Genomic DNA, 14583 nt, shown 5'->3' on the forward strand with positions numbered 1-14583 from the left:
TATAGTTTGTTGCTCCTATTTTATAGGATGAAAGTTGGCGTGGCAAGCAAAAAGCGGCAGGCAACTTCCTTGGATGCCGGAAAACACCGGAATCGAACGGAATTTCTTCCCTGGAATTAAATAACAACCAATGGCATTTCATTCGTCTACTTTGGTGTCAGTATGTCCGATTAACAACCATGCGCAGTTATTTCAGCGCCACATCCATCAACTTTCGTATATTCGTAATAATAAGTATCGATTTACAGTTACTTTCCCATTTCACGCGATTATCCGGGATATAACTATCGATTTGCTATTAATCGCTCAACCGCCTGGCACTCGCCCGCCCAGCTTCTCGATCTCGCGGCACAGCTCGTGCTGCCAATCCACGTCATCGGTAATCGAAGCGACGAGCGATAGATTATATAACTGCGATAATCTGTAGCAATAATCGGCGTTCATGTCCAAGCAATGCTCGAGCTCCCTAAGCTCGGCGTCCGTCAGCTTTTTGCGTCTCTGGATGATTCTCAGCTCCGCCATTCTCTCGTAGATCGGCAGCATCCCCATGAGCAACACCCTCCTATTCCCATCATGCCCAGAAGGAAGGCGTGTTAAAACCGTACGCGGCGCGGTGAAAAGAAGCCCTCGAAGCAAAAAGCTGGCTCCGGAAATCCGGAACCAGCTTGTATCCGTGCATGGAATGATTCGCTTACGCTTTGCCCGCGGAGCCGAACTCGCGGATTTTGCCGATAACCGTTGCCTTGATCGCATCGCGACCAGGAACGATGAATTTACGCGGATCGTAGACTTCGGAATCTTTAGCGAGTACTGCGCGAACCGCTTTCGTGAACTCGATCTGGTTCTCGGTGTTCACGTTGATCTTCGCCGTGCCGAGGGAGATGGACTTCTTGATTTGCTCGGTCGGGATACCCGTGCCGCCGTGCAGAACGAGCGGAAGACCGATCGTCTTGCAAATCTCTTCCATCTCTTTGAAGCCCAGGTTCGGCTCGCCTTTGTAAGGACCGTGTACGGAGCCAAGAGCAGGTGCGAGGCAGTCGATGCCCGTACGCTCGACAAGCACTTTGCACTCTTGCGGGTCCGCATAAATAACGCCGTCCGCGATGACATCGTCCTCTTGGCCGCCGACCGTGCCCAGCTCGGCTTCGACGGAGACGCCGCGCTCATGCGCGTAAGCAACGACTTCGCTCGTGATGCGGATGTTCTCTTCGAGCGGATCGTGCGAAGCATCGATCATAACGGACGTGAAGCCTGCGTCGATCGCTTGCTTACACTTGTCCACGCTCGAACCGTGGTCCAAGTGGATCGCGACCGGAACCGTGATTTTGGACTCTTCGATAATCGCTTTCGTCATCGCCGTAACGACTTTGAAGCCGCCCATATGACGAGCCGCGCCTTCAGATACACCAAGAATAACCGGGGATTGCTCTTCTTGAGCAGCCGCGAGAATCGCCTGCGTCCATTCCAAGTTATTGATGTTGAACTGACCTACCGCATAGCCGCCTTTCAGTGCCTTGTTAAGCATGTCCTTCATAGATTCCAATGCCATCGTTAACAGCCTCCTACACCTTTTCAGTAAAGTTCTCTATAGCAAAACAACGTACTTCCGACCGAAGTCCTACACCCTATCATCTCGTATTTGACGAAGTTCGTCAACTCCCCGCGGGTCCGCGCAATACTAATCCAAGAGAGTATGTCCGAGGGCGCGCCGCCAAGCAAAAAAGCCCTCGCAAACGCAATTGGCGAGGGCCGCCTACAAGCGTAAACTTACTTCAAGAAACCGAGCAGCATCTCGCGGACCATCTTCGAAGCGACGATCGGCGTCATCTCCGTCGGATCGTAGATCGGTGCCACTTCGACGAGGTCGAAGCCGACGACGTTGACGCCGGACCGCGCGATCGCGTGGATCGCTTCGAGCAGCTCCTTCGAGGTGATGCCGCCCGCTTCGGTCGTTCCCGTGCCCGGCGCCGCGGACGGATCGAGCACGTCGATGTCGATCGTGACGTACACCGGACGGCCTTTCAGCGAAGGAAGCTCCTTCTTAAGCGGCTCGGCTACGTCGAACGGATGGAAGTGGATGCCGGATTCGAGCGCATACGTCCAATCTTCCTTGGAGCCGGAGCGAATGCCGAATTGATAAATGTTCCGAGGGCCCATCAGCTCGGCGGCTTTGCGAATCGGCGTCGAGTGGGAGAGCGGCTCGCCTTCGTACTCTTCGCGGAGATCGGTATGCGCGTCGAAATGCAGAATCGCGAGGTCCGGATATTTCTTGTATACCTCTTGAATGACCGGCCAGCTGACGAGATGCTCGCCGCCGAGTCCGACCGGAATTTTGCCGTCGGCGAGCACGCCGCGCACGAACTCCGCGATCACGTCGAGGCTCTTAGCCGCATTGCCGAACGGAAGCATAAGGTCTCCCGCATCGAAGTATTTCACGTCGTAAACGCTGCGATCTAGGTAAGGGCTGTACTCTTCAAGGCCGACGGAGGCTTCGCGAATACGGCCGGGGCCGAACCGGGAGCCTGGGCGGAAGGATACGGTATAGTCCATCGGCATGCCGTAGATGACCGCTTGGGACGCGGCGTAATCGTCTGAGCTGCAAATGAACACATTGCCGGAATAAGCTTGGTTGAGGCGCATGAGTTGGGAGATCTCCTTTGGTTACGATCAAACCGCGAGCGCGAAGCGCCGCATGTTCGATCTCACTTATTTCGTCAAATCCTCGACGAACTTCGGCAACGCGAAAGCGGCCTTATGCAAGCGAGGGGAATAGTATTTGGTATCGAGCTCCGGAATCGCGGACTCGTCGACTTGCAGCGGGTCGTACTTCTTGCTGCCCATCGTGAACGTCCAAAGGCCGCTCGGATACGTCGGGATGTTCGCGCAATAGACGCGGACGATCGGAAACACTTCTTTAACGTCGCGGTTGACGCTTTGGATCAAGTCCGCTTTGAACCACGGGTTGTCCGTCTGGGCGACGAAGATTCCGTCTTCTTTAAGCGCGTCGTGGATGCCTTGGTAGAATCCTTTCGTGAACAGGTTCACCGCAGGACCGACCGGCTCGGTGGAATCGACCATGATGACGTCGTATGTAGCTTTGTGATCGTGGATATGCATGTAACCGTCGTTCACGATCACTTCGACGCGCGGATCTTCCAGCTTGCCCGCGATCGAAGGAAGGTATTGCTTCGAATATTCGATGACTTTGCCGTCGATATCTACGAGAACGGCTTTCTTGACTTTCGGGTGCTTCAGCACTTCGCGGATAACGCCGCCGTCGCCGCCGCCCACGACCAGCACGTTCTCCGGATTCGGGTGCGTGAACAGCGCCGGATGCGCCACCATCTCATGGTAGACGAACTCGTCCTTGACCGTCGTCATGACCATGCCGTCGAGAACGAGCATGTTGCCGTACTCCTCCGTCTCGATCATCGCGAGCTCTTGGAAATCCGTCTTTTCGTGAACCATCGTGCGTTTGATTTTCATCGTAATACCGAAGTTTTCGGTTTGTTTTTCCGTATACCACAATTCCATGGAGGACATGAGATCCCTGCTTTCTACCGCACGCGAAGCGGCCTCTATAATGTACCAATCAACATGTATTATATAAAATCAAGACTAAAAAGCAACCCATGCCCTAGGCTGCCGGGACGGACGGATAGCACGGCCTCCCTTATTCCATACTATAGGGGGATTTCCTGAAGTTGCCGAGAGGGGGATAATGCCTTGAAACCGTCCGAAGACTCCCCAGAGCATCCGCCTGTGCCGCGGCCGGCGACGCTATGGACGAAATTGCGGCGCAGACTGGGTTGGGCGACATTGGTCTCGATGCTGCTGCTTTCCGGCTGCGGCATGTATTTGCTGCGCTTCGGCGCGCTCCCTGCCGGCTCGATCATGCAGTCTACGCAAATCTTCGACTCGGAAGGCGTCGTGCTCGCCTCGGTGCAAGGCGGCGTCAATCGGCATATCGTGAAGCTCGCCGATATTTCTCCTTGGCTCGCGAAGGCGACCGTCGCCGTCGAGGATCGCCGGTTCTACGAGCACGCGGGCGTCGATATCCGCGGGCTTGCCCGCGCCGCATGGGTAGACATGCGCCATATGTCGAAGGAGCAAGGCGCCAGCACGTTAACGCAGCAGCTCGCCCGGAACTTATACTTGTCGCACGAAAGAACGTGGACGCGAAAGCTTAAAGAGGCTTGGTACGCCGCGCGCCTCGAACAGACGTACACGAAGGACGAGATTATCGAGCTCTACTTGAATCAAATCTATTACGGTCACGGGGCTTACGGAGCGGAAGCAGCCGCCAGATTGTATTTCAACAAACCGGCGAAGCAGCTTACGATCGCCGAGAGCGCGTTATTGGCCGGCATTCCGAAAGGACCGCGCTATTATTCGCCGCATCTTCATCCCGCAGACGCGAAAGCAAGGCGGCGGCAGGTACTCGAAGCGCTCGTGGCGACGCGGCAGATCACGGCCCAGCAAGCGGAGAAGGCGAACGCCAAGCCGCTCGGCGTCAGGCCGCTTCCGGAAGAACAAACGGGCGCCGCGCCGTATTTCGTCGATCACGTGAAGAAGATCGCCGTGGACAAGCTGGGGATCGACGAACGCCTGATCAACGAAGGCGGACTGCGGATCATGACGACGTTGGACGCGCGCGTGCAGAAGCACGCCGAGGAGGCTGTCAAGCAAGGTTTGCCGGGCGGTGATTCCGAGCTGCAGGCGGCGCTGATCGCGATCGATCCCCGCAACGGGTATATCAAAGCGATGGTAGGCGGCCGCAACTACCGCAGGAACCAATATAATCGGGTATTCGCGAGCAGCCGCCAGCCCGGCTCTTCCTTTAAACCGATTATGTACGCGACCGCTCTCGACCGGCGCGCGATCACGGCGGCCACCCGCTTCCGCAGCGAGCCGACGTTGTTCTATTACGACGGGGACAGACAAATTTACCGGCCAAGCAACTATAACAACCGCTACTTCAACGGCGAAATCGGCTTGCGTCAAGCGATTGCTTCCTCCGACAACATCTACGCGGTCAATACGATCATGCAGGTCGGGCCGAAGCAAGTCATCGAGACGGCGCGCAAGCTAGGGATCACTTCGCCGCTTAATGCCATCCCTTCCCTGGCGCTCGGCACTTCGCCCGTAAGCCCGTTCGAGATGGCATCCGCTTATGCCGTCTTCGCAGGGCAAGGACGCCAATCGGAACCGATCGCGATCACGCGCATATTGGACCCCAAAGGGAGAATTCTCTACGAGGCGCATCCGACATCGACGCAAATACTATCTCCGGCCGTCGCTTACGTCACGACGCATTTGCTCGAGAGCGTGTTCGAACGCGGAGGCACGGCCCACAGAATATCGGCGATCATCAAGCGCCCGGTCGCGGGCAAGACGGGCACGACGGATTCCGACGCTTGGTTCGTCGGTTATACGCCCGAGCTGGCGACGGCGGTATGGGTCGGCTATGACCGAGGCAGACCGATAACGTCCAGCGAAGCGCATCGCGCCGCGCCGATCTTCGCGCGCTTTACGGAGGCGGCTTTGGCGGGCACGCCGCCTACCCCGTTCGAGATTCCGGAAGGCGTCGTCAACGTCACGTTCGACCCTGCGACGAACCTGCTCGCCGCGCCGGAATGTCCCGCCGAATGGACGACGGAGGCTTTCGTGGCCGGAACGGAACCGACCGAGACGTGCGCGCTCCATCATGACGACTCGGATCGCAAGCAGGAAGACAGCCGCGAGGGCCGTTCCTGGTGGCGTAAATTGAAGCAATGGTGGTAATGAAGAGGCTGTCCCAATAGGAACGGCCTCAAAAATCAAAAACCAGGACGGAGCAAGGTTTATATCTGCTCCATCCTGGTTTTGTTTCGTTCTATTGCAGCCTTATTTAAGGATAACGCACACCCGATTTCCTTCTCACCTGCATGGAGTACAATTCGTTATCGCGGAATGCCTGCATTTCATGCAGTTAGTGCCGAGTAATGACACTGCGTCGGCCTGGTTCTCGGGTCGATTCCACCTTGGGACAGCCCCTTTTACTTCTATTTCCTGCTGTTGCGCATAGCCGCCAACAGCTTAACGCCTGCGGCCTGCCCTTCCACGAAACGCCTATAATCCGGCGATTCCATCGGCACGATCGCCATCCGGCCGGCCTCGTCGAAATGAATGCCCCAGCCGTACTTCTTCGCGAGCATGGAAGCTCTGAAACAAGCCGTCGGCTTCGCGTAGAACTCGGCCTTCTTCTCCTCGAGCTCTTCCGCCGGGATTCCCTTGTGCCGGGCATGCACCTCGAACAGCATTTGCTCTTGCGTGTACATATACGGATACTCGCTGAGCAGCTCGTACTCAATCCCCGGCTTCGTCTTCCCCATCTTCTTATCGGGAGGCACGATGCCCCGTTCCGCCGGACAATCCGGCGCTACCGTGATGAACGTATCATAATAGTTCCAATCCATCGGCGATCCCTCCATTAGCGAGACGGTTAGGCCAACAAATCCTTTAACGCCTGCGGCGAACGATCCCACCACTCCGGGTTATGCTCCATCAGCAGCTTGCGCAACGCTTCCTTCTCTACCGGTCCGATATTGTCCAGCATGTATTTGCGCTTCAGCGCCGCGTCGAGCCGGTTCACGTGATCGGGCAGCAGCTTCCATCCGCGGCGCGCTTCGGTATCGATCAGCATCTCGCAGGATGTCGCACCCGCATAGTAACCGCCCTCTTCGTTGCGGTCGACCGCGACCCATACGACCCATGCCGGACGTCCGTTGGGCACGTCTTCTTTGTTCGGAGAAAACTTGATGCCCTTCTCGATCTTGCTCTTCGCGTGCATCGCGCCGACGTCGATGTACGCCTCGCCGTTATCGATAATGACGCATGCCACTTGGCTCAAATCGATCGTGCCCGCGCCGAACCCTCTGTGCTCCTTGTTGCTCACGACGTTTAGCGAAAGTTTCTTTTTCTCCGGCTGTTGCCCGTTGTTGTCCATCTATTTCGTGACCTCCGAATCCATATCCAAGTTATAAAAATGATAACAAACCGACCATCATTAGTCTAGCGCGCCGATGCCGCATGCGCACGGTCGGCAGACGGTCTTGGACAATAAAAAAATGTCTCCTGAGGAGACATCTTTGTTCGTTGCCCGGACGGGAACGTTTGTTCTATTTATTTTTGGCAAGCCTGTACTCAACATCATAACAAAATGAAAAACATAAGTCTATTGTTTTATGCGAAAATGGTACACAATGGAGTAGCCGGCAACAAACGCGAGACGCAAGGAGGAACGAACGATTACGATGCAACCCCCTACAACGCCGCCGAAGCCGTTCGAGGAAGAACGGCTGAAGCTGACGGAAACGCTGCGGGAAATTTCCGAGCAGCGCGCCGAGATCGCCCCCGTCTATTATGGCAACGATTACGTCGAGCAAGTGCTCGAAGCACGCCGCGAAGAGACGCGGCAACGGCTCGACCTGCTTGGCAAGGAGCCCTACTTCGGCAGGCTCGACTTTCAAGAGAGCGGCAAGCTTGCTCCCGTACCGCTCTATATCGGCAAACGGGGCATGGATAAACGCCAGACGAGCGAGCCGTACATCATCGACTGGCGCGCGCCCGTCGCCAGCCTGTTCTACTCGTTCACGGGAGGCGAAGCCCCGGTCAGCTACGATGCGCCGGACGGCACGATCGAGGGCGAAATTTACCGCAAACGCAATCTGTCGATTCGCGACCGGACGCTCGAGCGCGTCGTCGACAGCTACGAGCGGGGCGGCGACAATATCGGGCTGAGCGACGAGTTTCTGCTCTACCGTCTCGGCGAGAAGAAAGACAACCGGCTTCGCGATATCGTCTCGACGATTCAAGCCGAACAGGATCTCATTATTCGCGCTCCCCGCTACAAGGCGCTCATCATCCAAGGGGCCGCCGGTTCGGGGAAAACGACGGTCGCGCTCCATCGCCTAGCCTTCCTGCTCTACCAATACCAGCAGCAGATTCGCGCGGAGCGGATGATCATATTCGCGCCGAACAGCATGTTCCTCGATTATATTTCGGGCGTTCTGCCCGAGCTCGGGGTCGGCAACGTGACGCAGACGACGTTCGCGGACTGGGCGCTCGAGATCCTGGACGGCAACGTCAAGCTCGCCCCACCGTCCGAAGGCAAAGTATGGTTCGCGCTCTCTTCGATGCGGCCTGCGCTGACGGATGAAGTCTCCGGAAGGTTCAAAGGCTCTCTGGCCTTCTTGGAAACGTTGAAAAAGAAGCTAAAGCAATACGAGGACAACTTCCTGCAAGATCGGCTTTCTTTCGAGGCCTGGGACGGCCGCGTACTCACGAGCGAGACGATTCGGGAATGGTTCGAGGTCGAGTATCGTCATTATCCGCTGTCCATGCGCCGGGAGCGCTTAGCGGGAAGAATCAACCGGTGGCTGGAGATGCAACTGACGAGCATCGGCGATCCCAAGATCCGCAAGGAACGCAGCTCGATCGGCAAAGGGCGGCTGCGCGCGTTCATGAAAAAGCTTCCGGAGGCGAACCCCCTCGCCTTCTACAAGTCCGTGTTCATCGACGCCGACGGAGCGCGCATTCCGAAATCGCTTGCGGAGGATACGCTTCGATCGTTGAAACGCGGCGTCGTGCACGCCGAAGACCTGGCTCCGCTCGTATGGATTCACTTCGCGTTCAACGGCCCGGAGAACAGACAGTTCGATCACGTCGTCGTCGACGAAGCGCAGGACGCGTCCCCGCTCCAGATCGCGCTGCTCCGCGCTTATATGACGGAGCCGTCGTTCACGATACTCGGCGACTTGGCGCAAGGCATTCATGCCTATCGCGGCGTGCAGCGCTGGGAAGAGCTCGCCGCCGTATTCACGGCGGAGCAGAACGCCTATCACACGCTGAAGCTCAGCTACCGCTCCACGCTCGAGATCATCGAATTCGCCAATCGGATTCTAGCTCGCACCGATACGGGGCTGCCGCCGGCCGAGCCGGTATTCCGCAGCGGCGAACCAGTCGAAGTTGCCTCGGTTCGGGACTCCGCCGAGCTCGTATCCCGCATCGCCGCTTTCATCACGGGCAACCAAGCGGGCGGGATGCGCACGATCGCCGTCATCGGCCGGACGGACGAACAATGCAAGACTCTGCATGAACAACTGCTTGCCGGCGGGGTCGAGGCGAATCTGATCGCCGAAGACCAAGCCGCCTACCTTGGCGGCATCACCGTCGTCCCGGCGCACCTAGCCAAGGGACTCGAGTTCGACGCCGTCGTTATCGCAGGCGCCAATGCCCGCAACTACGCGGACAATCCGCAGGACGCCAAGCTTCTGTACGTCGCTTGCACGCGCGCGCTGCATCGGTTAACGCTGCTCGTCGACGGCGAGCCCTCCGCGTTGTTCTCTTGAATGTAAATAAGCCGTCTTCGGTCTAGCGGATTCTATCTCGCGACCGGGGGCGGCTTATTCTTTTCCCGATGGGACAGGGGCATGAACGAAGGACAACCGTCATATATATCCCGTAGATGCTTGTCAACGGGAGGGTTATCCGTATGCCTGAACGCCGTTCGCTGCGAATGCTGCTCTTCATCGCGGCTGCCGCTATTCTTGTATTCTCAGTCAAATTCGGCTTTGCAGACGCTTGGGTGGCGCAATATTCGTTGCCGGCCGCCGAGCTCTCGGCGGAGTATGCTTCAGCCCCGATCTCCACGGCGCCGCCGAAGGCGGAACCCGCCCCGGATACGCTGCAGACGCCCAAGCCGGCCGTGCTTAGCAACCGGGTTACCGAGTACCATATCAACGTCTCGCTGAACGAGAAGGACGGTACGCTCTCCGGCCAGCAGACCGTAACCTGGAAAAACCCCGGACGCAAGCCCGTCTCCGACCTGTACTTTCATCTTTACCCGAACGCCTTCGCCTCCGGAAGCACGTTCCTGACGGAATCGGGCGGTCAGCTCCGAGGGGACAAGATGAACCCTGGCAGCAACGGCGGAATGGAGATCGCAGCTCTCACGACCGAAGAAGGCGAGACTTTGCTGCCCCGAGTCCGATATATTCAGCCCGACGACGGCAACAAGAACGACCGCACGCTCATGACGCTTCGGCTACCGCAAGCCGTAAAGCCAGGCGCGGCGGTCACGCTGCACATGACGTTCTCGGTGACGCTGCCGGACGTGTTCGCCCGTATGGGCAAATCGGGGAACTTCGTCATGGCCGGCCAATGGTTCCCTAAGCTAGCCGTCTACGAGACGATCGGCACGCGCGGCAGAACGGCGGAAGGGTGGAATCTTCACCAATATCACGGCAACTCCGAATTCTATTCGGACTTCGGCATCTACAGCGTTCGCGTGAACGTTCCGCAAGACTATAAAGTCGCCGCGACCGGCTTCCAGACGAAAGCGCCCGCCCTTGCGAACGGACGTAAAACCGTGCAGTTCTACGCGGACGACGTGCACGATTTCGCATGGTCGGCATCTCCCGATTTCGTCTACGTGGAGGAATCCTTCTCTTCTCCCGGCATTCCCGGCGTCCGGATCAAACTGTATCTCGACCCGCTGCAGGCCGGCCTGAAGGACCGATATTTGCACGCCGCCAAATCCGCTCTCGCCAAGCTCGGAGAATGGTACGGGGAATATCCGTACGCCACTCTCTCCATCGTCGTGCCTCCTGCCGGCGGCAAAGGCGCCGGCGGCATGGAATATCCTACGCTCGTCACCGGAGCCGCCGCGACCGGCAGCACCCCCGGCTACGACCTAGAGCGTACGCTCGTGCACGAAATCGCGCACCAATATTGGTACGGCCTCGTCGCCTCCAACGAGTTCGAGGAAGCTTGGCTGGACGAAGGCTTTACTTCCTATACCGAAGACAAGCTGATGTCCGCCATTTACGGCGTGCTGCCGAATACGCAAGTCGAGGCGAGCTATATTACGGATCCGGAGCCGCTGGACCAATCCTCCTGGAAGTTCCGCGATTCCGATCGTTACGCGGAGAACGTCTACCTGAGAGGCAAGCTCGTGCTCACCTCGTTAGAACGGCAAGTCGGAGACAAGATGATGAGCAAGATCATGCGGACTTATTTTCAGAAATACAAATTCAAGCATCCCGCCTACGTCGACTTCAAACGCGTCGTCGAGACGGTTACGAAGGCCAAGTGGGACGACTTCTTCCAAGCGCACGTACAGCGAGCCGAGATGACGGACTTCTCGATCGACGCCATCTACAGCCGCCGGGTCGACGACGGTTACGAGACGCGGGTCCTCATCCGGCGCAACGGCGGGAGCGCGCAACCGGTTAACATCCTGTTCCGCTTCGACGACGGGCAGACGACGCGCAAAGCATGGGACGGCGTCCAAAACCATGTTCAGATCGGGCTCAAGTCGGCCTCTCCGCTTACGTTCGCGGCAATCGACCCTTCGTTCAATGTCGCGCTCGATAATCGCAAATATAACAACTATCTCAAAACGGAAGTTTCCAAGAAAGAAAGAACGCGTTGGTCGTCCGGCATAACGCAGGTTATCGAGGGATTGTTCGGATCGATGGCTTGGTGAGGAGGCGAAGCGATGAAAGATCGATTAAAAAAGGGATGGGACATGACGTTACGGCATAAATATGTGTTGGTTCTCCTCTTTCTGTACCGCCTGCTGTGGGGATTCTTCCTGTATCGGTTCGTCGACACGATCGTGACGCCCATCTTGGCCCGCTATCCGGGCGACCATCCGAACGCGGACGCCGCCAGGCTGTTTCTCGTCGAAGCCCAGTTCCGTATACTCAAGACCGACCTATTGAACGAAACGCTGCTGTGGCTAGGCGGGCTACTGCTCGCGCGCATGATTCTCACCCCGCTGCTGAACGCCGGCGTATACTACTCCTTCCACCGTTCGGAAGACGGAGCAGGCACGCATGTATGGTCCGGCATCAGGCTGGCATGGAAACCGGTAACCGCGCTGTATTGGCTGGAGAACGCATTAGCCGCGCTCCCCGCCCTCTGGCTGATCCCGCTTGCCCGAGATCGCTTCTACTCCGAAAGCTCCCTAGCGGATTGGCTGCAAGGATTGTTCCCTTACGCCGGCCTATGGCTCGTATGGGGATTCCTCCTTCATTTGCTGTTCCAGTTCATGCAATTCGGAGCCGTATCGAAGGAAGGCGTCGTGAACGGAATCGGGCAAGCCGTACGCAAAGGGGCTCCTCTCCTTGCCGTAACGCTGGCTATGCTCGGCATCGGGATCGCGGTATCGCTCGCGGCGTCTGCCGTGGCGCTTCTCTGGTCGGGATTTCTCGCCGTCGCGCTGCATCAAGCCTTCCACTTCGTCCGCTCGTTGCTGACGCTGTGGACTTCCGCTTCCCAATATTACGTCTGGCGCGAAACGTAAGCTTGCCTTAGTCCCTTGTCTGTCTATTGTCGACATAAATCATCACGGGACATTCCCCGGTTTCCTTCCTTTCTGGAGGGCAGCCGGGGTTTGGCGTTATTATCGGCGAGTAGAACTAGGCAGAAAGGAGGGGTTAAATCCCCAGTAAATTGATCTTTATTAGTAAATTCTAATTTAGCATTTGCAGGAAATTCGTCACAATCAGCGAATATCTAAGGCTGAGTGTAAAAAATTTGCCGAGTCCCCTCACACCGGGGAACGGGGGAACCAGTTATTATGGGTGAATTGGCTTCGCTTCACAGGAGCCATAGGGTACCTTCAACCGAACCCTCCAGCTAACCTCGTAGGCATTGGAAGGGGTCACCAGCTTTGCGCAAGTTTTCAGTCATCCTTTTTTCCCTTGCTTTGCTCCTGCTTGTCCAAGTAGGAAGCGTATTCGCAAGCTCTAAGCTGGACGAACAAGTCGATAAGCTGATCGGCATCGATTACCACTACGGCGGCACGACAACCAAAGGCTTCGATTGCTCCGGCTTTACGCAATACGTATTCAAGCAATTGGGCATCGATCTCTTGAGAACCTCCAGAGATCAAGCAACGCAAGGAAAGAAAGTCTCTAAGGACGACTTGCGTCCGGGAGACCTCGTGTTCTTCAAGACGAACGGCAAGACGATCTCTCATGTAGGCATATTCGTCGGCGACGGCAAATTCGCGCATGCTTCCACACGGAAAGGCATCACGATCAGCAGCATGTCCGAGAAATCTTACGCGAGCACGTACGTTACCGCTCGTCGCGTCATGGACACGGAAACTTATCAAGCATTGGCAACCGAGTACGATCCGGCGGACGAAGAGCTGATCGGACCTGAATCGGGCGCTACGGACGAACCGATGGAATAATCTATCCGATATTCCATCCCTAACAAAGCCCCGCCTAAGCGGGGCTTTGTTGTATGTATGGAGATAGACCGTCTCTGTTGCCCGCTGCAACGGTCTCTCAGACCGCTACAGCGACGAGTGCGCGACTTTTGTTTCTGTAACAACCTCATGGACCGCTATGGTTACTCTACCTAAAAGGAGCTTGTACAGATCGGATGAACAAATTTCTGATCGGCCAGCACGGCACGTTCGACGAAGGAAAGTATCGGCGCGATTATCTAGAGGGCTTCTACGGTATCGAGGCTTGCTTGTTTCAGGACGAGCGCGATGTCGCGAGACTGGCCGAGGAGTCGCGCAAGGCGGGCTTCCGCATCGGCATTCACTTCCCTCTTCGAGCCGGCAAGCATCCAATCAGGGATGCCTTGTTCCTGTCAGACGATGACGCCGTCCGGTCGAATGCGTATGCGATCATCGAGCAAGAGCTGGCATTCTCGGCTCCCCTTAACCCAAGCTATATCTTGTTCCATTATCCGAAGCCCGTCATTCTGGACGACCGGGTGGATTGGCGCAATTGGAGGTTCGCCGACCGCAACGAGTACGAATTCGAAAGCGCCTACCCTCAATCCGAATTCAAGGAGAAAAGCGACGCTCTCGCGACGTGGTTGTCCGACAAAGCCCTGCAGTATGGGCGCCGATCGCAGATTACCTGGCCCTCATTCATGAGCGCAATCCCGATGTCAAAATCCTGTTCGAGCACCGGTCGGATTTAGTAAGCAACGAGGAGCTTATGGAATGCTATCGATGGGTAGAACAATTAACCTCGTGAATCGTTAACGTGAGCGTCAGGGAACTTGTCGGCCACGAGATTTAAGCGGACGCCATGCTCAAGCAGCGCCTTCAACCCGCATAGCACCATCGTGAAGCCTTCCGTGGAGTCGATCGCTTGGGCGACCATGGCATCTCCCTCTCCCTTGAAGCCGGAATTCGCGATCGTAACGTAAGTCTGGTCGTCCCCGCGGGGAACGAACTTCCACTCGATCTGCGTATAATCGTCCGGCTCTCCCCACTCCACGACAATACGTCTGTCGGTTTCGATTTCGAGTACGTTCGCCGTAATGGAGAAACCGTACATCCCCCACTCCCAACTGACGCTCTTGCCGGCTTCGAGCCTTCCGCTGCCCCCGGTAAACCAGAACAGCGACGTGATCGACGGATCGATGAAAGCTTCGAATACCTCCGCTGCCGGCTTGCGGATCAACATCTCCGCTTTGGCGACCGGAGCTTGAGACAGCGCGATCATTCGGAATCCCTCCCCTTGTCGAATTCCACTATAATATAGCATTTTGCCAGTCCAA

At 56.8% G+C, this 14583-nt stretch carries 13 protein-coding genes and 1 riboswitch; of the genes, 6 read left to right on the top strand and 7 right to left on the bottom strand.

The genetic code is table 11. The annotated features are described in order from the left end of the window. Positions 1 to 306 precede the first annotated feature (306 nt). The 4 genes from COHPA_RS0111835 to speE all read right to left on the bottom strand — a co-directional run bounded on the left by COHPA_RS0111835 (position 307) and on the right by speE (position 3534). Positions 307 to 549: a DUF7667 family protein gene (locus COHPA_RS0111835; RefSeq protein ID WP_027086378.1), complete on the bottom strand. Its 243-nt coding sequence runs from the start codon at positions 547 to 549 to the stop codon at positions 307 to 309. 142 nt (positions 550 to 691) lie between these two features. Then, positions 692 to 1549, bottom strand: coding sequence for a class II fructose-bisphosphate aldolase (locus COHPA_RS0111840; RefSeq protein ID WP_027086379.1), 858 nt, complete (start codon positions 1547 to 1549; stop codon positions 692 to 694). Positions 1550 to 1767: 218 nt separating this feature from the next. Beyond that, a complete protein-coding gene (gene speB, locus COHPA_RS0111845; RefSeq protein ID WP_027086380.1) occupies positions 1768 to 2640 on the bottom strand; it encodes an agmatinase in 873 nt (290 codons plus the stop codon). 66 nt (positions 2641 to 2706) lie between these two features. Beyond that, complete coding sequence (speE, locus tag COHPA_RS0111850; protein ID WP_035120697.1) at positions 2707 to 3534, bottom strand: polyamine aminopropyltransferase; 828 nt, start codon at positions 3532 to 3534, stop codon at positions 2707 to 2709. 192 nt (positions 3535 to 3726) lie between these two features. On the opposite strand from speE, the gene COHPA_RS0111855 reads away from it, so the two are divergent. Further along, the gene (locus COHPA_RS0111855) at positions 3727 to 5784 is read left to right on the top strand and encodes a transglycosylase domain-containing protein (protein ID WP_027086382.1); all 2058 of its coding nucleotides are present in this window, start codon (positions 3727 to 3729) and stop codon (positions 5782 to 5784) included. 260 nt (positions 5785 to 6044) lie between these two features. Here the strand turns inward: COHPA_RS0111855 and COHPA_RS0111860 are convergent, their stop codons facing one another. Together COHPA_RS0111860 and COHPA_RS0111865 are read right to left on the bottom strand one after the other, a co-directional pair. Continuing rightward, positions 6045 to 6458, bottom strand: coding sequence for a DUF6157 family protein (locus tag COHPA_RS0111860; protein WP_027086383.1), 414 nt, complete (start codon positions 6456 to 6458; stop codon positions 6045 to 6047). A gap of 26 nt (positions 6459 to 6484) precedes the next feature. Then, entirely contained in the window at positions 6485 to 6988 is a 504-nt protein-coding gene (locus COHPA_RS0111865; protein ID WP_027086384.1) for a YwhD family protein, read from the bottom strand. Between the two features lie 307 nt (positions 6989 to 7295). On the opposite strand from COHPA_RS0111865, the gene COHPA_RS0111870 reads away from it, so the two are divergent. The 5 genes from COHPA_RS0111870 (at position 7296) to COHPA_RS0111890 (ending at position 13998) form a co-directional block, all read left to right on the top strand. Further along, the gene (locus COHPA_RS0111870; protein ID WP_027086385.1) at positions 7296 to 9392 is read left to right on the top strand and encodes a HelD family protein; all 2097 of its coding nucleotides are present in this window, start codon (positions 7296 to 7298) and stop codon (positions 9390 to 9392) included. Positions 9393 to 9535: 143 nt separating this feature from the next. Further along, complete coding sequence (locus COHPA_RS0111875; RefSeq protein ID WP_027086386.1) at positions 9536 to 11530, top strand: M1 family metallopeptidase; 1995 nt, start codon at positions 9536 to 9538, stop codon at positions 11528 to 11530. Between the two features lie 12 nt (positions 11531 to 11542). Beyond that, complete coding sequence (locus tag COHPA_RS0111880; RefSeq protein WP_027086387.1) at positions 11543 to 12352, top strand: hypothetical protein; 810 nt, start codon at positions 11543 to 11545, stop codon at positions 12350 to 12352. Positions 12353 to 12576: 224 nt separating this feature from the next. Next, positions 12577 to 12717, top strand: a riboswitch (cyclic di-AMP (ydaO/yuaA leader). 4 nt (positions 12718 to 12721) lie between these two features. Beyond that, the gene (locus tag COHPA_RS0111885) at positions 12722 to 13249 is read left to right on the top strand and encodes a C40 family peptidase (protein WP_027086388.1); all 528 of its coding nucleotides are present in this window, start codon (positions 12722 to 12724) and stop codon (positions 13247 to 13249) included. Positions 13250 to 13443: 194 nt separating this feature from the next. After that, positions 13444 to 13998 (top strand): hypothetical protein, encoded by a 555-nt coding sequence (locus COHPA_RS0111890; RefSeq protein ID WP_027086389.1) that lies wholly within the window; start codon positions 13444 to 13446, stop codon positions 13996 to 13998. 44 nt (positions 13999 to 14042) lie between these two features. On the opposite strand, the gene COHPA_RS0111895 is transcribed toward COHPA_RS0111890, so the two are convergent. Continuing rightward, positions 14043 to 14528, bottom strand: coding sequence for an SRPBCC family protein (locus COHPA_RS0111895; protein ID WP_027086390.1), 486 nt, complete (start codon positions 14526 to 14528; stop codon positions 14043 to 14045). Positions 14529 to 14583 lie beyond the last annotated feature (55 nt).

Source organism: Cohnella panacarvi Gsoil 349, from assembly GCF_000515335.1.
Classification (GTDB): domain Bacteria; phylum Bacillota; class Bacilli; order Paenibacillales; family Paenibacillaceae; genus Cohnella; species Cohnella panacarvi.

Coding starts and splice junctions, on each gene's coding strand:
- COHPA_RS0111890 (WP_027086389.1), top strand. CDS start 13,444: ATGAACAAATTTCTGATCGGCCAGCACGGCACGTTCGACGAAGGAAAG.
- COHPA_RS0111835 (WP_027086378.1), bottom strand. CDS start 549: ATGGGGATGCTGCCGATCTACGAGAGAATGGCGGAGCTGAGAATCATC.
- COHPA_RS0111895 (WP_027086390.1), bottom strand. CDS start 14,528: ATGATCGCGCTGTCTCAAGCTCCGGTCGCCAAAGCGGAGATGTTGATC.
- COHPA_RS0111880 (WP_027086387.1), top strand. CDS start 11,543: ATGAAAGATCGATTAAAAAAGGGATGGGACATGACGTTACGGCATAAA.
- COHPA_RS0111865 (WP_027086384.1), bottom strand. CDS start 6,988: ATGGACAACAACGGGCAACAGCCGGAGAAAAAGAAACTTTCGCTAAAC.
- COHPA_RS0111870 (WP_027086385.1), top strand. CDS start 7,296: ATGCAACCCCCTACAACGCCGCCGAAGCCGTTCGAGGAAGAACGGCTG.
- speE (WP_035120697.1), bottom strand. CDS start 3,534: ATGGAATTGTGGTATACGGAAAAACAAACCGAAAACTTCGGTATTACG.
- COHPA_RS0111875 (WP_027086386.1), top strand. CDS start 9,536: ATGCCTGAACGCCGTTCGCTGCGAATGCTGCTCTTCATCGCGGCTGCC.
- COHPA_RS0111840 (WP_027086379.1), bottom strand. CDS start 1,549: ATGGCATTGGAATCTATGAAGGACATGCTTAACAAGGCACTGAAAGGC.
- speB (WP_027086380.1), bottom strand. CDS start 2,640: ATGCGCCTCAACCAAGCTTATTCCGGCAATGTGTTCATTTGCAGCTCA.
- COHPA_RS0111860 (WP_027086383.1), bottom strand. CDS start 6,458: ATGGATTGGAACTATTATGATACGTTCATCACGGTAGCGCCGGATTGT.